This is a genomic window from Thermovenabulum sp., assembly GCF_049723235.1.
Classification (GTDB): Bacteria; Bacillota; Thermosediminibacteria; order Thermosediminibacterales; family Thermosediminibacteraceae; genus Thermovenabulum.
In genome coordinates this window covers 1-19,023 of sequence record NZ_JBNARB010000019.1, presented here as the reverse complement: position 1 = coordinate 19,023, position 19,023 = coordinate 1, and the positions used below count along the sequence as shown (strand labels likewise).

At 33.2% G+C, this 19,023-nt stretch carries 20 protein-coding genes; all 20 read left to right on the top strand.

What is annotated here, in order from left to right; genetic code table 11:
* Positions 1 to 83 precede the first annotated feature (83 nt).
* Positions 84 to 935 carry a helix-turn-helix domain-containing protein gene (locus ACPLOV_RS09370; protein ID WP_424909438.1) on the top strand — a complete coding sequence of 284 codons (852 nt, stop codon included), beginning with the start codon at positions 84 to 86 and terminating at the stop codon, positions 933 to 935.
* A gap of 30 nt (positions 936 to 965) precedes the next feature.
* Positions 966 to 2,279: a 30S ribosomal protein S12 methylthiotransferase RimO gene (gene rimO, locus ACPLOV_RS09365; RefSeq protein ID WP_424909439.1), complete on the top strand. Its 1,314-nt coding sequence runs from the start codon at positions 966 to 968 to the stop codon at positions 2,277 to 2,279.
* Between the two features lie 105 nt (positions 2,280 to 2,384).
* The gene (locus ACPLOV_RS09360) at positions 2,385 to 2,897 is read left to right on the top strand and encodes a hypothetical protein (RefSeq protein ID WP_424909440.1); all 513 of its coding nucleotides are present in this window, start codon (positions 2,385 to 2,387) and stop codon (positions 2,895 to 2,897) included.
* Positions 2,898 to 2,935: 38 nt separating this feature from the next.
* Positions 2,936 to 4,423 carry an AAA family ATPase gene (locus tag ACPLOV_RS09355; protein ID WP_424909441.1) on the top strand — a complete coding sequence of 496 codons (1,488 nt, stop codon included), beginning with the start codon at positions 2,936 to 2,938 and terminating at the stop codon, positions 4,421 to 4,423.
* A gap of 34 nt (positions 4,424 to 4,457) precedes the next feature.
* Positions 4,458 to 5,693, top strand: a complete 1,236-nt coding sequence (locus ACPLOV_RS09350; RefSeq protein ID WP_424909442.1) for a competence/damage-inducible protein A — start codon at positions 4,458 to 4,460, stop codon at positions 5,691 to 5,693.
* 16 nt (positions 5,694 to 5,709) lie between these two features.
* Entirely contained in the window at positions 5,710 to 6,273 is a 564-nt protein-coding gene (thpR, locus tag ACPLOV_RS09345) for an RNA 2',3'-cyclic phosphodiesterase (protein WP_424911066.1), read from the top strand.
* 74 nt (positions 6,274 to 6,347) lie between these two features.
* Positions 6,348 to 7,436 carry a recombinase RecA gene (recA, locus tag ACPLOV_RS09340; protein WP_424909444.1) on the top strand — a complete coding sequence of 363 codons (1,089 nt, stop codon included), beginning with the start codon at positions 6,348 to 6,350 and terminating at the stop codon, positions 7,434 to 7,436.
* Positions 7,433 to 8,425 carry a metallophosphoesterase family protein gene (locus ACPLOV_RS09335; RefSeq protein ID WP_424909445.1) on the top strand — a complete coding sequence of 331 codons (993 nt, stop codon included), beginning with the start codon at positions 7,433 to 7,435 and terminating at the stop codon, positions 8,423 to 8,425. Before recA ends, ACPLOV_RS09335 begins: the two co-directional genes overlap by 4 nt.
* The gene (locus tag ACPLOV_RS09330) at positions 8,425 to 9,882 is read left to right on the top strand and encodes an AAA family ATPase (protein WP_424909446.1); all 1,458 of its coding nucleotides are present in this window, start codon (positions 8,425 to 8,427) and stop codon (positions 9,880 to 9,882) included. The genes ACPLOV_RS09335 and ACPLOV_RS09330 overlap by 1 nt, the downstream gene beginning before the upstream one ends.
* Complete coding sequence (locus ACPLOV_RS09325; protein WP_424909447.1) at positions 9,882 to 10,118, top strand: hypothetical protein; 237 nt, start codon at positions 9,882 to 9,884, stop codon at positions 10,116 to 10,118. The genes ACPLOV_RS09330 and ACPLOV_RS09325 overlap by 1 nt, the downstream gene beginning before the upstream one ends.
* A 22-nt stretch (positions 10,119 to 10,140) precedes the next feature.
* A complete protein-coding gene (locus tag ACPLOV_RS09320) occupies positions 10,141 to 10,806 on the top strand; it encodes an ATPase (protein ID WP_424909448.1) in 666 nt (221 codons plus the stop codon).
* Between the two features lie 159 nt (positions 10,807 to 10,965).
* The gene (rny, locus tag ACPLOV_RS09315; protein WP_424911071.1) at positions 10,966 to 12,504 is read left to right on the top strand and encodes a ribonuclease Y; all 1,539 of its coding nucleotides are present in this window, start codon (positions 10,966 to 10,968) and stop codon (positions 12,502 to 12,504) included.
* Between the two features lie 95 nt (positions 12,505 to 12,599).
* Complete coding sequence (locus tag ACPLOV_RS09310; RefSeq protein ID WP_424909785.1) at positions 12,600 to 13,379, top strand: TIGR00282 family metallophosphoesterase; 780 nt, start codon at positions 12,600 to 12,602, stop codon at positions 13,377 to 13,379.
* Positions 13,380 to 13,461: 82 nt separating this feature from the next.
* The gene (locus ACPLOV_RS09305; protein WP_068748500.1) at positions 13,462 to 13,722 is read left to right on the top strand and encodes a stage V sporulation protein S; all 261 of its coding nucleotides are present in this window, start codon (positions 13,462 to 13,464) and stop codon (positions 13,720 to 13,722) included.
* Positions 13,723 to 13,818: 96 nt separating this feature from the next.
* Positions 13,819 to 14,640 carry a PHP domain-containing protein gene (locus tag ACPLOV_RS09300; protein ID WP_424909786.1) on the top strand — a complete coding sequence of 274 codons (822 nt, stop codon included), beginning with the start codon at positions 13,819 to 13,821 and terminating at the stop codon, positions 14,638 to 14,640.
* A 135-nt stretch (positions 14,641 to 14,775) separates the two neighbouring features.
* Complete coding sequence (locus ACPLOV_RS09295) at positions 14,776 to 14,985, top strand: 4Fe-4S dicluster domain-containing protein (protein ID WP_424909787.1); 210 nt, start codon at positions 14,776 to 14,778, stop codon at positions 14,983 to 14,985.
* Positions 14,975 to 16,123, top strand: coding sequence for a 2-oxoacid:acceptor oxidoreductase subunit alpha (locus tag ACPLOV_RS09290; RefSeq protein ID WP_424909788.1), 1,149 nt, complete (start codon positions 14,975 to 14,977; stop codon positions 16,121 to 16,123). Before ACPLOV_RS09295 ends, ACPLOV_RS09290 begins: the two co-directional genes overlap by 11 nt.
* Positions 16,116 to 16,934, top strand: coding sequence for a 2-oxoacid:ferredoxin oxidoreductase subunit beta (locus ACPLOV_RS09285; RefSeq protein ID WP_424909789.1), 819 nt, complete (start codon positions 16,116 to 16,118; stop codon positions 16,932 to 16,934). Before ACPLOV_RS09290 ends, ACPLOV_RS09285 begins: the two co-directional genes overlap by 8 nt.
* Before the next feature lies 1 nt (position 16,935).
* Entirely contained in the window at positions 16,936 to 17,475 is a 540-nt protein-coding gene (locus ACPLOV_RS09280; protein ID WP_424909790.1) for a 2-oxoacid:acceptor oxidoreductase family protein, read from the top strand.
* An 85-nt stretch (positions 17,476 to 17,560) separates the two neighbouring features.
* A complete protein-coding gene (locus tag ACPLOV_RS09275; RefSeq protein ID WP_424909791.1) occupies positions 17,561 to 18,808 on the top strand; it encodes a Glu/Leu/Phe/Val family dehydrogenase in 1,248 nt (415 codons plus the stop codon).
* Positions 18,809 to 19,023 lie beyond the last annotated feature (215 nt).

Genomic DNA, 19,023 nt, shown 5'->3' with positions numbered 1-19,023 from the left:
TCGAAACATATAAATATTGTGAAAATTATGCGATTTCCAGGGAAATACTATTTTTAAAATTATTAGGGGGGCAAAAGAGTCCTATGGAAATAAATGAAATTAAGAACTTTAAGGATTTGGGTGAGTATTTAAAAAATGAAAGAGAAAAAAAAGGTATAACTTTGGATTATATAGAAAAAGAGACAAAAATAAGGAAAAAATATTTATCTTCTATGGAAGAGGGGAATTTTCAATTAATCCCTGGAGGAGATGTATATGTTAAAGGCTTTTTAAAAAATTATTCCCAAATATGCGGTATTGATTATATCTCAATTCTTAACGTATATAAAAACCTGGTAAATAATACTGAAATAAAAAATAAAGAAGAAAATTTTATATATAAAGGAGAAAATTCAAAAAAAGAAATTCAGGAAGTGAAAATTAATAAGAAAAAAATTAAAGCGTGGGTAGTTTGGACTTTTACTCTAATAATAATTGCAGGAATAATATACATTCTTAATTTAAACCCTCTGAACTACTCATTCAAATCCACAAATAACGAAAATAATTTAAATAATTCGGAATCCGTCATTCAATCTCAGATACCGAATCCAAATCAAAATAACACTCAAAATAACCAAATACCGGTACAGGAAAGCAAAGAAGAAGTAAAAATTGTGGAAGAGACTGCCAAAAAAATTACTGCGGAAGTTTTATCTGAAAAAATTCAGGCAAATATAAAAGTATTATCCGATAGATGCTGGATCTCGGTGAAAGAAAATGGAAAAATTATATTTGAGGGCACCTTACAACCCCAAGAGGAAAAATACTTTGAATCGACCACCGGATTAGAAGTTAGAGTAGGAAATCCAAAGGCAATAGAATTTTTTATATTGAATAAAAAACTGCCATTGAGCGGCTCAAGCCCTGTTACTATTTTTATAAATAAAATATAACTGAAAAATATAACTGCTGGAGGTAAATTCGTGGTTGAAAAAATAAGCTTAATTACCTTAGGTTGTGATAAAAATTTAGTAGACTCGGAGTTAATTCTGGGAGCTCTGAAAAAGGAAGGTTACAGTTTTACCGAAAACATTAAAGATGCAAATGTAATAATTGTTAATACTTGTGGGTTTATTAAAGCTGCAAAAGAAGAATCTTTGAATACCCTTAAAAAAATTGCCGCACTAAAAAAGAATAATAAAAATATCTTCCTAATAGCTGCGGGCTGTCTTGCTAAACTTCTCGGAGAAGAAATAAAAAATGAAATCCCCGAGATAGATGCAATAATAGGTTCGGGGGATTTATATAAATTACCCGGAATAATTAAGAATAGGAATAGAACTATTGAGATTAGCAATCAGTCTCATTTAATTTACAATGAGGAAGATAGGATCTTAAGTGATGCGTTTTCGGCAAACTTAAAAATTGCCGAAGGTTGCAATAATTGTTGTTCTTATTGTGTAATTCCCAGGATAAAAGGAAAATACAAAAGCAGGGATATGGAATCTATAATAAGGGAAGCAAAATATTTAATTTCAAAGGGAGTTAAAGAAATTAACATAATAGCCCAGGATATAACTTTCTATGGCAAAGATTTATATGGAAAATTCAGCCTTTCAGAACTGCTGAAAAGAATAACTAAGATTCCCGGGGATTTCTGGATAAGATTATTATACGCCTATCCTTCTTATATTGATGATCATTTAATTAAAACAATTGCAGAAAGCGAAAAAATCGTAAAATATTTAGATATTCCCCTTCAACATGTTAATGATAGGATATTAAAATTAATGGGAAGAAAAACCAGCTCCAAAGAAATAAAAATATTGTTTAATAAATTGAGGCAAACTATCCCCGATATTGCTTTAAGAACTACTTTTATAGTAGGATTCCCATCTGAAAAAAAGGAAGAATTTGAGGAGCTTAAAAACTTTATCTGGACTTACCAAATTGACAGGGTAGGAGCCTTTAAATATTCAAAGGAAGAAGGGACATTAGCATACCATTATAGATTACATTTACCCGAAAAAATAAAAGAACAAAGATATGAGGAGTTAATGAAAGTTCAGAAACTTATTTCCAGAACCATTAACAAACGTTTTATTGGTAAAAAATTAAAAGTTCTTATAGAAGGATATATAAATGAAAAGAATTTATTTTTCGGTAGAAGTTATAGAGACAGCAAAAATGTAGATGGTGTTATTTTCGTTAAGGGAAATAATATAAAGATAGGAGAATTCGCAGATGTTATCATAAAAGAAGCATACGATTATGATCTTTATGGAGAAAAGGTTTAAAAAAGAGAGGCTTATTCTAAATATTGCCTCTCTTTTTTTATGACAAAAAAAATTTTTATATGCTATAATATTTGAGTAAACAAATATTCGTTTGAGGGGGATATAATGAAATTTGAAGATTTAGATGTTAAATTAATAGCTATTGTCTTTATCGTTTCTTTTTTTCTATTGATTGCTGGACAGCAAGTATATAAAAAATACGGTATAGATAAACCATTGCTGGAAGATATTAAACAAAAAAATTATATAAAAAATGTGGAGGTCGAAAAATTTAATGATCAGGTAAATATAAAAATAGAACTTAATAAAGTTGATAGCTTTAAAGAGACTTATGAAGATTTAAACAAAACTATTCAAAAATATTTAAAAAATAAACCCTACAGGATAACTATTATCAATAAAAAAGGCGAGCTTAGCAATATATATGAAGAAAAGATAAGATTTATCATTTATGAAGCGCAAAAGACTGGCGAATATGTAAAAATGAAGGATTCGATTGATGAACTTTCTATTAAGGAAAATTTTTATGTAAAAATTGAATTTGATGAGGATATGAATTTATACTTAACAATGGAAAAAAATAATGAAGTGTTTTATCAGGTTTTATTTGAAAAATAATTTACTCTTAAATTTTTTGGGCATAAGGGGTGTTAACGGTGATTTTTGAAATAATACTCGGAGCGGTAATTGCGGTATCAATTTTTCTGTTAATAAATGGAATCAATATTCTTCCAATAATTGGCATTGTGTTGTTTTCAATAGTATTTTTAAATATTTTAAAGAATACCAATTATATAAAGGTTAGTCAAAAAAAGGATAATAATGAAACAAGAATTACCTTTGAGGATATAGGAGGACAGGATACAGCAAAAAATGAACTTCAGGAGGCTTTAGATTTTATAAAAAATTACGATGAGGTAAAAAGAATGGGTATTAGACCCCTCCGCGGTATCCTTCTTACCGGAGAACCCGGCACTGGAAAAACTCTGCTCGCAAAAGCTGCTTCAAACTATATTGATTCTGCTTTTGTATATGCTTCTGGTAGCGAATTCGTAGAAATGTACGCGGGTGTTGGCGCTCAGAGGGTAAGGCAACTTTTTAACACTGCAAGAAATTTAGCCAGGAAGAATTCTAAAAGACACTGTATTATATTTATAGATGAAATCGAAATAATAGCAGGCTCAAGAGGTAAAAACAATAGCCATATGGAATATGATCAAACCCTGAATCAGCTTTTGGTTGAAATGGATGGGCTTTCTGCAAAAGATGATGATGTAAATATTTTAGTTATTGCTGCTACTAATAGACCTGATATATTAGATCCTGCAATTTTAAGACCGGGTAGATTTGATAGAATAGTAAAAGTTAATTTACCTGATAAAGAAGGAAGACTCGAGATACTAAAAATTCATACTCAGGATAAGCCTCTCGATGAGGATGTAAATTTAGATGCAATAGCAAAAGAAACTTTTGGTTTTTCTGGAGCTCACTTAGAAAGCTTATGTAATGAAGCAGCTATTCTTGCTATGAGGGAAAAAGAAAAGAAAATAAAGCAGAAGCATTTTTTAGAAGCAATAGATAAAGTAATTATGGGAGAAAAGCTCAAGAGAAAGCCGGGAAAAGAAGAAATCCGGCGAATTGCCGTGCACGAATTAGGTCATGCTTTGGCCAGCGAATATTATAAACCAGGTTCCGTATCAGCAATTACCGTAACCTCAAGAGGTCAAGCCCTGGGATACATGCGTCAGAAAATGGAAGATGACACATATCTTTTTACGAAAAAGGATTTGGAAGCAAATATAGCAATATCATTGGCCGGAGCTGCCGCTGAAGAAGTATTATTAGGTGAAGCAAGTACGGGTTCAACGAGTGATATTAATCAAGCTGTAAATTATGCTAAAAATATAATTTATTCCGGTATGTCTTCTCTTGGCACGGTAGATAAAAATACACTGCCGCAGCGTGAACTCTATACGGAAATGGTTAAAATCATAAATACCATAAAGGAAGAAGTAAAAGGATTAATAGAAAAATGCAAGGAGGATTTAACCAATATTGTGGAAATTTTAATTGAAAACGAGAAAATTGATGGAGATACTTTCCGCAACTTATTAAAATGTTCAGAAATCTTTAAAGCTGCTTAAAATCTTTCAAATTTTATTAGAAGGGTGAAAAAGAATGAAGGCAGAAATAATTTGTGTAGGTACAGAATTACTGCTGGGGGATATAGTAAATACAAATGCTTTTGTTATTGCCAGAGCACTGAAAGAAATCGGTATTGATGTGTACTATCACACTGTGGTTGGGGACAATTTTACAAGAATTAAAGAGGTTTTTCAGTCTGCCCTAAAAAGATCCGATGTTATTATTACTACTGGGGGATTAGGACCAACCAGAGACGATATTACCAAGGATGCAATTGCTGAAGCATTAAATTTAAAAATGATCATCAATGAAGAAGCTTTGAGAAAAATTGAAGAATTTTTTAAACGAGTCAACAGGGAATTTACTAAAAATAATCTTAGACAGGCTCTGGTTCCTGAAACCTCAAAAATAATTCCTAATGAAATAGGTTTAGCTCCGGGAGTTTTACTTGAAAAAGATGATAAAATTGTTATTATGCTCCCGGGTCCACCTTTTGAAATGGAACCAATGCTTTATAATTACTGTATTCCTTATCTTCAGAAAAAAAGCGGAGCAATAATATTTTCTCGGGTATTAAAATTTTACGGAATAGGAGAATCATCCTTAGAAGAAAAATTAATAGATCTGATAGATTCTCAGTCGAATCCTACAATAGCCCCTTATGCAAAAATGGGAGAAGTTACCATCAGGATTACTGCTAAAGCAAAAAATAAAGAAGAAGCTATACAAATGATTATTCCTATAGAAGAAGAAATTAAAAGAAGGGTGGGCAATTACATTTACGCTTTTGATGATCAAAAAATAGAAGATGTGATAGCAAAAATGCTTATAGAAAAAGGTATTACCATAGCAATCGCAGAATCCTGTACCGGAGGGCTTATTTCCCATAAACTCACCAATATACCGGGTATTTCAAAATCCTTAGAAAGGGCAGTAGTTAGTTATAGTAACAAATCAAAAATCGAGTTGTTGGGAGTAAACCCCGAAACAATAGAAAAAAACGGCGCTGTAAGCGAGAAAACTGCGGAAGAAATGGCAATGGGCATTAGAATTAATGCTAAATGCGATATAGGGCTTTCGGTTACAGGAATAGCCGGACCCGATGGAGGCACATTGGAAAAACCGGTAGGATTGGTATATATAGGATACTCAGATAAAAATCATACCTTTTCAAAAAAATTTTTATTCAAAGGCAAAAGACAGGAAATTAAAGAACGGGCTGCAAATGCTGCTTTACAATTATTAAGAGAAAAATTACTGGAATTTTAGGAAGGGTGCATTGCTTTTGAGTGAAAATCTAATTAGAACCTTTATTTCGATTGAAATAGACGAAGATACAAAAAAAGAAATAGCTAAATACTGCAGAAGACTTAATTACATTAAAGGCATTAAATGGGTGGAACCCTATAATTACCACCTAACTCTAAATTTCCTGGGAGAAATACCTGAAATTATAATACCAAAATTAATCGAAATATTAGACAAAGTCAGCCTAAAATACAGTAGTTTTAAAATAGAATTAGGGGATATGGGATTTTTCCCAAACTCTAAAAAACCCAGGGTTTTATGGGTGGGTATTAAAAATCCTGAGCAGGTTATTAAAATCAAAAAAGAATTAGATGAATTGTTGAAAAGTAGTAATATTTCTTTTGATGAAAAAAGTTTTAAACCTCATTTAACTCTGGGAAGATTTAAAGAGGATTCAAAACAGATTTTTCTACCGGAAGATTTAAAATTTGAAATTTCTTTTATTGTGAATTCAATTAATTTAATGAAAAGCACCCTTTCAAGGCAGGGTCCTCAGTACACCGTAATTCATTCTTCTTTCTTCAAAAATAATAGTATATAAATTTTATATGTTTTTTATTTTATTCATTGTGTATAATTAACTTATTATTATTTTATTTTTGGAGGGGTTATATAATGATGGAAAAACAAAAAGCGCTCGAAATGGCATTGACTCAAATAGAAAGACAGTTTGGCAAAGGTTCTATAATGCGCTTGGGTGAAGCTGCGGCAAAATTAAGCGTAGAAGTAATCCCTACGGGAGCCCTTCCTCTTGATATTGCCTTAGGAGTAGGGGGTGTACCAAGAGGGAGAATCATTGAAATATATGGTCCTGAATCTTCAGGAAAAACTACCGTTGCCCTACATATAATTGCTGAAGCGCAAAAAATGGGAGGAATTGCTGCCTTTATTGATGCAGAGCACGCTTTAGATCCTTCTTATGCAAAAAAATTAGGTGTAGATATCGATAATCTTTTGATTTCTCAGCCAGACACAGGAGAACAGGCATTGGAAATAGCAGAAGCTCTCGTGAGAAGTGGGGCAGTGGATGTAATAGTAGTGGATTCGGTAGCAGCCTTAGTCCCCAAGGCAGAATTGGACGGCGAAATGGGCGATTCCTTTGTTGGCCTTCAGGCAAGATTAATGTCTCAAGCCTTAAGAAAATTAGCAGGATCCATTAGCAAATCAAAAACTGTAGCTATTTTCATTAATCAATTAAGGGAAAAAGTGGGTGTTATGTTTGGTAATCCTGAGACTACCCCTGGAGGAAGGGCGCTAAAATTCTACGCTTCAGTGAGATTAGAAGTTAGAAAAACTAATGTTTTAAAGGAAGGGGACGAAACTATTGGCAGCAGAACCCTTGTAAAAGTGGTAAAAAACAAGGTCGCCCCTCCCTTTAAGCAGGCTGAATTTGATATTATGTACGGCGAAGGAATTTCTAAAGAAGGTTGTGTTCTGGATTTTGCTGCGGATATAGGTATTATACAAAAAAGTGGTGCATGGTATTCTTACTGCAATGAAAAAATTGGACAGGGCAGGGAAAACGCAAAACAATTTTTAAAAGAACACCCCGAATTATTAAGAGAGATTGAGAAAAAGGTAAAGGAAAAATATAATATTCTGGACAGAACTGAAATAACTCAAACAAATATAGCCAGCGAAAAAACCTTAGATGAAAGAAAAAAAACATTAGAACCTAAAGCAACAGAAGGGAATAAAAAATGAAGTTTTTGTTTTTTACCGATACCCATATCAGAAACACGAACCCTCAGGGCAGAAAGGATAACTTTCTTGAAACAGTATTAAAAAAATTAGAAGAAATAATAAATATAGCCCGGCAAAATAATGTGAATGCAGTAATACACGGTGGAGATTTATTCGATAGGCCTGATACACCTCCTTCATTGGTGAGAGAAGTGGTAATTCGTTTAAAAAAATTAGACGTCCCTCTATATATGGTTGCCGGCAATCACGACATGTATGGGCAAAATCCAGCTACAATTAAAAGAACAATGCTTGGATTACTGGATTCCATAAATATTATAAACCTTATAAATCCAGGGCAAAAAATTTTCTTTAAAAAAAACGGTATCACTGTCAGATTGACGGGCACCCATTTTTTTTATAATTTGGATAAAGAGGACAAAGAGGGCTACAGGGTAAAAAAGGAAGATTGTGATGTGGCTATACATATAGTTCACGGTATGCTCATGGATAAACCTTATTTTAAAACTTCCTTTTTTACCACCATTGATGAAATTATTAATACTGAAGCAGATATCACTTTATCAGGACATTATCATACCGGATTTGGCGTGAAGCAAATAAACGGAAAATATTTTGTAAATCCGGGAAGTGTAGTTAGAATAGATAGCTCATTGGTAGAGATATCAAGAATGCCAAAGGTCACCCTGATCGAGATAGAAAATGACATAAAAATCGAAAATATTGTATTGAAAACTGCTTTACCCGGTCAGGATGTATTGGATAGATCAAAATTGGAGGAAATGGAATTTAAAGAAAAAAAACTATCAGATTTTATTCAGGGTATTAATTCTGCTTCCAGTTTTAAATCTTATGATTTTACAGCAATATTAAACGAAATTTCTAAAAAAGATAATCTAAAAAAAGAAATTGTGGAGGAAGCTTTAAAGAAGATAGAACAGGCTCAGCTGAATAGCTCTTTTGATGGTGAAGACCTTGAGGTGATTTAATGAGCAAAATATTAAGCCTGGAGATTGAAAATTTTCAGTCTCACAAAAAAACGAAAATTGAATTTGATGATGGAATGACAGTAATACTGGGACCTACAGATCAGGGAAAAAGCTCAATTATTAGAGCTTTAAAATGGGTCCTTTATAATGAACCCCGGGGAAGTGATTTTATATCGGTGGGGGAAAATTTTTGCCGCGTTAAATTAACTTTAGAAGATAATACTCAAATTATTAGAGAAAAAGGAATAAACAGAAATAGATATATTTTAATTAAAAACGGTGAAGAAATGGTTTTTGAGGGATTTGGTAATACCGTCCCTCAGGAAATATATAAAGCCCACGGTATACCTAAAATAAAAATAGACAAAGATGCCATTTCCTTTGCAAATCTTTCAGAACAATTAGAAGGACCTTTTTTGCTTTCGGAAAATCCAGCTACAAGAGCCAGAATTCTGGGAAAGTTAGCAGGAATACACGTGCTTGATGCAGCTTTAAAAATTACCAATAAAGAATTAAATGATTACAATTTTAAAGAAAAAATTGTATTACAGAAATTAGAAGAGTTAAAAAATAGATTAAATGAATACAAAGATTTGGATGCAATAAGGTATAAACTGGATATCACTAAGAATTTAATTGAATTACTAAAAGTAAAGTTATATACATTAAAGAATTTAATGAGTATAAAAGAAAAATTTCAATATATTTATGAAGAAGAATATAATATTAATTCATTACTTAAAAGCTTACAGACCGTTGAAATTGCAGAAGAACTAATAAAAACCGCGGAAAAAAAATCATTATCCTTTAAGCAGCTTTATAATATAGATCAAAAATTAGGTGAACTTGAATTACAAAAACTAAGTATTCAAAAAGTGTTAAATGATACAAGGAATGTTTTGATTGCAGAACGAATTTTTATAGAAACTAATGACAAAATACAAAAATATAAAAAACTGAAAGACTTTTCATTAAAACTTAATAAATTAGAAAAGGAAAGATTATTATTACTATCAATAATAGAAAAGACAAAATATGTAAATAAAAGCGAAGAATTTTATACTAAAGCAGAGGAAAACCTTAAAAAATATAAGGATTTGTGGGATTTAAAAAATAAAATTGGCAACCTTTCGAAGAATATCAAACAATTAGAGCAAAAAGCAAATAATTTTAAAGATATATTTAAAGTTGAAGAATACTTAAAGGAATTAGACAATAAAAAAACTCTTCTTGAAAAATTAAAAAAGCTTAAAGAAGAATTAATAGTAAACCAAAATAACATTAATGAAACACTAAGGTATTTAGAAAAAATTGAAGATTATCTAACTAAGGAATCTCATAAATACGTTTTTTTAATGAAAAAACTTTCTAAATGTCCTATTTGTTTTAGCATATTAGATGAAAAGCAAGTAGAAAAAATTGCTGCAGAAATTTTATCAAAAGGAGGCAATAATTAATGGATCCAGAAAAAGAAATCCAGGAAATAAAAGAAAAAATAGATAAAGCTAAAGCTCTCAAATATAGAGCTGAAGCAAAACTTGAAGAACTGCAAAGGCAAAAACAGGATTTACTCGCTGAGCTTCAAAAATTAAACGTGAAACCTGAAGAATTGGATAAAGAAATTGAAAAACTCAGCAAAGAAATTGAAGACTTACTTTCCAGGGCAAAAAGTATGCTTCCCGAAAATATATAAAATAAGGGATTGGTGAAGCCGAATGGAATTAGAAAAAGAAATAGAAATCCTTGAGCGAAATTATCAGCAATTGTTTTTGGATTATACAGTTAAAAAAAATATCAAAGAACAGCTTGAAAACGAAAAAAATAAAATCCTTCAAGAATATAATGAAATAAAAGAAATAGAAGATATTTTACAACAGGTAAGAATTCTTCTGCAGAAAACAGCAGAATTCTCAAGAGAACAGGTAAAACAACAAATAGAAATTTTAGTTACTAATTGTCTTCAGTATGTTTTTGGATCAAATATAGAATTTAAAATATCTATTGAAGAAGCAAGAAATCGTCCTGAAGCGGAATTTTTTGTAATATCCAATTATAATGGGCAAAAAATTATTACAAAACCGCAGGATGCTCGTGGCGGTGGAGTAGTGGATGTTATATCCTTAGCTTTAAGGATTGCCGTATTAGAAAATATATTTAGTTATAAGAAAGGGCCAATCATTTTAGACGAACCTGCAAAACATGTCAGCAGCGAATATATACAAAACGTTGCGATGTTTTTAAAACATATAAGTGAAGCCTTTAACAGGCAGATAATTATGGTTACTCACAATACATTCTTAAGCGAAATAGCTGATGTGGCTTATAAGGTGGAATTAAAAGAAGGGAAAAGCGTAGTTACCAAAATAAGGAACAAAGATTAGCACTGGCTTGACATTAAAATTAAAAAATTATAAAATAAACTTGAAGCTTTGTTTTGTAAAAAGCTTTAAGGAGGAAAGACCGAGTTCCCCTCGGTTTTTTATTTTGATAAAATAATGTGTGAAAGTAAATAGTAAAGGGGTCTGGGGAGGTGAGTAAATATTAATTTTTCGACTGTATTTATAGTTGGAGCAACGGGTTTAATAACCTTTGCTATAGGTTATTTTACAAGAAAATACATTGCCGAAGCAAAAATTAAATCAGCGGAAGACGAAGCAAAAAAAATTATTTCTGATGCTCAGTTAAAAGCTGAATCTTTAAAGAAAGAAGCTTTAATCGAAGCCAAGGAAGAAATTCTAAAGCAAAAAAATGAATTTGAAAAAGAACTTAAAGAGAGAAGAAATGAGCTGCAAAGAACTGAAAGAAGGCTACAACAAAAAGAAGAAGCTTTAGATAGAAAAGCTGAGGTTTTAGAGAAAAAAGAAGAATCTGTAGCCAAAAAAGAACAGGAAATTAATAGATTAAATGAAAAAGTAAAAGAGCTATTCAATACACAGGTTGCTGAGCTTGAAAGAATTTCTGGAATGACTACAGAAGAAGCGAAAGAATATCTTTTAAATAAAGTTAGAGATGAAATCCGTCATGAAATGGCAATGATGATTAAAGAAATTGAAACCCAGGCAAAAGAAGAAGCCCAGAAAAAGGCAAAAGAAATCATATCCTACGCAATTCAAAAATGCGCGCCGGATTACGTTGCAGAAACTACGGTTTCAGTGGTAACATTGCCCAATGATGAGATGAAAGGGCGAATTATTGGGAGAGAAGGAAGAAATATTAGAGCATTGGAGACCCTGACAGGAGTAGATTTAATTATCGACGATACTCCAGAAGCGGTTATATTATCAGCGTTTGATCCTGTAAAAAGAGAAATAGCAAAAATAGCCCTGGAAAAGTTAATAATAGATGGTAGAATTCATCCTGCACGAATAGAAGAAATGGTAGAAAAAGCTCAAAAAGAAGTTGAGAATATAATAAGAGAAGAAGGAGAAAAAGCAACCTTTGATGCCGGCATTCACAATTTGCATCCTGAATTGATAAAATACCTGGGTAAACTTAAATTCAGGACAAGTTACGGCCAAAATGTACTTTTACATTCTATCGAAGTGGCTCATATAGCCGCAGCAATGGCTGCAGAATTAGGGGTAGATGTTCAGGTAACGAAAAGAGCCGGTTTACTACACGATATAGGTAAAAGTGTAGATCAAGATATTGAAGGTCCTCATGCTCTGATAGGTGCCGAGATTGTAAAAAAATTTGGAGAATCACAGATAATCATTAATGCTATTGCATCTCACCATAATGACGTCGAACCGGCATCTATTGAAGCCATTCTTGTCCAAGCAGCAGATGCTATTTCTGCAGCAAGACCAGGAGCAAGAAGGGAAACTCTTGAAGCATATATAAAACGCTTAGAAAAATTGGAAGAAATTGCCAATTCTTTTAAAGGCGTAGAAAAAGCCTATGCCATTCAGGCGGGTCGTGAAATAAGAATTATGGTAAAGCCAGAAGAAATCGATGACCTTGAAACCATTGAACTTGCACGAAATATTGCTAAAAGAATTGAAGAAGAACTGGAATACCCTGGCCATATAAAGGTTAATGTAATAAGAGAAGTAAGGGCAACCGAATATGCAAAATAAAAGTGCGCGAATATTTCGCGCACTTTTTTAGATAATTATAATGGGATAATATTTTTCTAACATTTGGGGAAAAATAAAGAAAGGTTGTGAAAGATTTGAAAATATTATTCATTGGAGATATCGTAGGTAGACCGGGACGAAATATATTAAAAGAAAATTTAAAGAATATCATTGAAGAGTATACGGTTGATTTTGTAATTGCCAACGGAGAAAATGCAGCCGGGGGTAATGGCATTACAAAAAAAGTTGCTGATGAACTTTTTGAAATAGGAATTAATTTTCTTACCATGGGTAACCATGTTTGGGACAATAAAGATATTTTTACTTTTATTGATAATGAGGAAAGAATTATTCGTCCCCTTAATTATCCCCCGGGTACTCCCGGCAAGGGTTCAAAAATTATAGAGATAAAAAATGACCTTAAAATAGGTATAATTAATATATCCGGTCGTACATACATGCAAAATTTAGATTGCCCTTTTAGAACCTGCATAGAAGAAATTGAAAAAATTACTTCTATTACAAATATTATAATCGTCGATTTTCATGCTGAAGCTACTTCTGAAAAACAGGCAATGGGTTGGTATTTGGATGGAAAAGTATCTGCCGTAATAGGCACTCATACTCATGTCCAGACGGCAGATGAAAGGATCTTGCCCAGGGGCACTGCATATATCACTGACGTAGGAATGACTGGAGCTTACAATTCCATTTTAGGAGTCGAAGTTGAAGGTGTTATAAAAAAATTTATAACCCAATTACCGGCAAGATTTGATGTAGCAAAAGGAATAGCACAATTAAATTCTGTTTTAATAGAAATAGAAGAAAATACAGGACGAGCTACTTCTATTAATAGAGTAAATTTATTAAAATAAATTTTAAAAAACAAAAGGAATTTTATGTTTTTTAGAGAATAATAAATTAAACAATGTAAAAATTTTTAAGGAGGAATTAAAAATGGAAGTATTAAAAGTGTCAGCTAAATCAAATCCAAATTCTGTAGCCGGGGCTTTAGCTGGTGTAATAAGAGAAAAAGGAGCTGCAGAAATTCAGGTAATAGGCGCCGGAGCACTAAATCAAGCAGTAAAAGCTATAGCAATTGCAAGAGGATATGTAGCTCCCAGCGGAATTGACCTTATTTGTATTCCCGCTTTTACCGATATAGAAATAGAAGGCCAGGAAAGAACAGCAATAAAATTGATAGTAGAACCTCGATAATCTTAATTAGTTAAATACATAAAAGTTTTTATATTAAATTTTGAGATTAGATAGCCTGTTTTATACAGGCTTTTTTGATTTCAAGGAGGAAATACCATGAAAGTCGACCTTCATATTCATACAAATTTTTCCGATGGTAAACTGACTCCTGAAGAAATAGTCGATAAAGCAATAGAGTTTAAACTAAAAGCTATTGCTATCACAGATCATGATACGGTAGATGGAATAAAGTTTGCCATGGACAAGGCAAGGTTTTATCCATTTCTTGAAGTAGTACCCGGAATAGAAATTAATACCGACTTTGAAGAAGAAGAAATTCACATTCTGGGATATTATATAGACTATCAAAAGCCTTTTTTACAAGAAAAATTGAGAGAATTACAGAAAAAAAGAGAAAATAGAATCCAGGATATGGTAGAAAAACTAAATAAACTTAATATTGATATAAAAATCGAAGAGGTCGAAAAAGAAGCAGAAGGCCCTTCAATTGGAAGACCTCATGTAGCAAGGGTACTTGTAAAAAAAGGTTATGTCTCCTCAGTAGAAGAAGCTTTTTCACTTTTTTTAGATAGAGGAAAGCCCGCTTACGTTCCCCGGTATAAATTATCACCTGAGGAAGCAATTGAACTAATCAAAAAAAGCGGGGGCATCCCTGTTCTTGCTCATCCGGGATTGATAAAAAGTAATGAGATAATTATAAAAATAATTTTTAAGGGGATACAAGGAATAGAAGTATATCATAAAGAGCACAATGAAGAAGCAGTAAGATTTTTTATGGAATTAGCCAGGAAACATAATTTACTTATGACAGGAGGTTCTGATTGCCACGGGGATCCTTTAATATTAGGTAGTCTCCCTGTACCTTATGATTTTTTAATAAAGCTTAAAGAATATAAAAATCGTAAAACAATTTCATAATTTTGTATACATCAAATCAATTATTTTTGTATTTTTTTTATTAATGAGATAAATTGGAAGGATAAAAATAAATTATATAGAATACATTATACACGAAAGAAAAAAATTTAAATAATAGGAATTTGAGGTGAGAGAGTGTCTGAAAAAAAGGTTGAAATCAAGATTGATCTGAAAGCATGCAAAAAATGTGGAATATGTATTGCTTTTTGTCCAAAAAAAGTATTTAGCTCCGAAAACGGTAAACCCGTAGTAGCAAACCCGGAAGCTTGTATTAATTGTAAATTATGCGAATTAAGATGTCCTGACTATGCTATAGTGGTAGGTGATGATAAAGATGACAAATAAGCCTGTTTTAATGCAAGGTAATGAAGCCTGCGTGGAAGGTGCAATAGTAGCGGGAATGCGCTTTTATGCAGGTTATCCTATTACTCCCTCTACAGAAATTGCGGAAATTGCTGCAGAAAAGCTCCCAAAAGTGGGAGGAAAGTTCATTCAAATGGAAGATGAAATCGCCAGCATGGGAGCTGTTATTGGTGCTTCCCTTGCAGGCTTAAAATCCATGACAGCTACCAGTGGTCCAGGTTTTTCTTTAAAACAAGAAAACATAGGCTATGCATGTTTAACCGAGGTCCCCTGCGTTATAGTTGACGTTCAAAGGGGTGGACCAAGTACCGGCCTTCCTACGCTTCCTGCTCAAGGTGATGTAATGCAGGCAAGATGGGGAACCCATGGCGACCATCCGATTATTGTATTATCACCATCTTATGTTAGAGAAGTATTCGATATGACCGTACGTGCTTTTAATTTGTCAGAAAAATACAGAACCCCAGTAATACTTTTGATGGATGAAGTCATAGGTCATATGAGGGAAAAGGTGATTTTACCAGATCCTTCCACGGTTGAAGTAATAAACAGGAAAAAACCCGATTTGTCAAAAATTACTAAATACAATCCCTACGAGGATGTGGATGGAGACGGAATTCCACCTATGGTTAATTTTGGTGAAGGTATTCCCTATCATGTAACCGGATTAATACACGATGTTTATGGTGCTCCGTCCACTAACCCCGAAGTGACTTTTAAATTAATTTCAAGATTAATGAAAAAGATAGAAAATAATTTAGATGACATTATTGATTACGAAAAATTGTATACAGAAGATGCTGAAACAGTTGTAATTTCTTTTGGCTCTACAGCTCGTTCAGTGGCAAGAGCGGTAAAATTATTAAGAAATGATAATGTAAAAATTGGAGCATTGAGATTAAAGACGATTTGGCCCTTCCCCAAAAAGGCGATTGACGAACTTCCAGACAGTGTAAAAAATATAATTGTAGCAGAGATGAATTACGGTCAAATAATAGAAACTGTTGAAGCTACTTCGAGAGGAAAGTTTAACGTTATCGGGTTAAATAAATTTAACGGCGAACTTATTAGCCCCGATGAGGTAATCGATAAAGTTCGGGAGGTATTAAACAATGCGTAAAAGCCTTGAGAAATATTACAGGACCGAAAGATTGCCACATATATGGTGCCCAGGTTGTGGTCATGGGATAGTAACAGGAGCGGTAATAAGAGCCATAGATAATTTAAAAATTGATCAAAATAAAATTTGTATAGTGTCTGGTATTGGTTGTTCTTCTCGCGCTCCGGGTTATTTAAATTTTAATACCCTTCATACTACTCACGGAAGAGCTCTTGCTTTTGCAACAGGGATTAAGCTTGCAAATCCTGAATTAAAAGTAATTGTTTTAACGGGAGATGGAGACTGTACTGCCATTGGTGGTAATCACTTTATTCATTCTGCAAGAAGAAATATAGATATTACAACTATTATTTTTAATAATAATATATACGGTATGACGAGTGGTCAATACTCTCCAATGACTCCAAAAGGTGCTTTTGCTACGACAGCCCCCTATGGAAATATTGATAGAAACTTTGATCTTTGCAAACTTGCTCAAGCCGCAGGCGCAACATACGTGGCAAGAGGTACAGTTTATCATGTCCCTCAATTGATAAAGATGATAGAAAAAGCTATTACTCATAAAGGTTTTTCGGTGGTAGAAGCTGCCACAATTTGTCCCACTTATTTTGGCAGGAAAAATAAATTAGGCTCCCCTGTAAAAATGATGGAAATTTTAAGAGATAATACAATTTCAATAAAAGCCGCCGAAAAGATAAGCAAAGAAGAATTAGAAGGCAAAATAGTAATGGGAGAATTTTACGAAGAAGCTGCGCCAGAATATACGGAAGAATATATGAAAATTATAAAAAATGCTCAGGGGGTAGAATAGAATGGATGACAGATTTGAATTAAGACTTAGCGGCTCCGGCGGACAAGGTTTGATTCTTGCAGGTATTATTTTAGCCGAAGCAGCAATTATTGATGGAAAAAATGCAGTTCAATCTCAGTCTTATGGACCTGAAGCACGAGGAGGAGCCAGCAGAGCTGAAGTAATAATTAGTAATAGTGAAATTGACTACCCGAAGGTTACAAAGCCTAATGTTCTTCTTGCTTTATCGGAAGAAGCTTTGAAAAAATTTAAAGATAATGTTTCCGAAAAGGGGATAATAATAAAAGATTCCTTATTATCAAAAATAGATTCTCCCTTTAAAATTTATGAGCTTCCAATAATTGAAACTGCCCAAAATAAAATTGGCAGGGCTATGGTAGCCAATATTGTAGCTCTGGGAGTAATCACAGAGCTAACCGGTATTGTAAGCAAGGAAGCTATAGAAACTGCTATATTAGCAAGAGTTCCTAAAGGAACAGAAGAATTAAACAAAAAAGCTTTATACGCAGGTTTTGAACTCGCAGCAGAAGCTAAAAAATAATAAAGTAACTTTTATCGAAAGGAGGGAAGTTTTTTCAAATTATTCTTTAATTTCTCTTTAAAAATAATTAGAGGGGGAGTTTATCATGGTAGAAACCTTAAATCCTTTTGAGATAGTACAAAAACAAATAAAAACTGCATGTGACAAACTGGGTTTAGAAAATTCTTATTTTGAAGTACTAAAAGAACCAGAAAAAGTGTTAACCGTTTCAATACCGGTAAAAATGGATGATGGTTCAGTAAAAACCTTTATCGGATATCGCTCACAGCACAGCACAGTTTTAGGGCCAGCAAAAGGTGGAGTAAGATTTCATCCCGATGTAACAATGGACGAGGTAAAAGCCTTATCTGCATGGATGACTTTTAAATGTGCCGTTATAGGGTTACCTTACGGTGGAGGAAAAGGCGGAATCAAAGTTAACCCTAAGGAACTTTCCAAAGGTGAACTGGAAAGGTTGAGCAGAGGATATTTTGCCGCCATCAGTCCTATTATAGGTCCTGAAAAAGATATTCCTGCTCCTGATGTATACACCAACGCTCAAGTAATGGCCTGGTTTATGGATGAATTCAGCAAATTAAGAGGTTATTACTGCCCGGGCGTTGTAACAGGAAAACCAATTGTTATTGGAGGTTCTCTCGGAAGAAATGAGGCTACAGCTCGCGGAGCAATGTTCACAATTAGAGAAGCAGCTAAAAGAGTGGGAATTGATCTTAAGAATGCTACCGTGGCAATTCAAGGATTCGGAAATGCAGGAAGCATTGCGGCAAGACTTTTAAACGAATTAGGCTGTAAAATAGTTGCAGTAAATGACTCCCGCGGCGGTGCCTATAATCCCGAAGGTCTTGATCCTAAAGCCGTTCTCGAATATAAGAACAAAAATGGTACAGTAAAAGGATTCCCTGGTAGCAAGGATATTTCCAGTGATGAATTACTAACCTTAGATGTGGACATTTTAGTACCGGCTGCATTAGAAAATGTAATCACGAGCAAAAACGCTGATAGCATCAAAGCAAAAATCATAGGCGAAGCTGCAAATGGCCCCACCACACCTGAAGCAGATGAAATTTTATACAAGAAGGGCGTTCTGGTAATTCCCGATATTTTGTGCAATGCCGGCGGAGTAACCGTATCATATTTTGAATGGGTACAGAACTTAATGAACTTCTACTGGACAGAAGAAGAAGTAAATCAAAGGTTAGAGCACTTAATGGTAAAAGCTTTCAATGAGGTTTACAGCCTACATAAGGAATACGGCGTAAATATGAGAGAAGCTGCATACATGGTTGCTATAAAGAGGATTGCAGAAGCCCTGAAGGTAAGGGGCAGAGTATAAAAAAATCCCTCCCTTTTCAGGGAGGGATTTTTAAATAAAAGTTATGATAACTATACATTTTTGGTATGTAAGTTATAACAAATTACTAAAGGATTTTTTTTATAAATATAGAAATTAATTAATATAGAAGAAAGACAGGAGGGTAGTTGTAAATGTTTGACAAAGAAACCCTTAGCAGGATACAGGAAGAACAAAAAAGATGGGAAGAAACTACG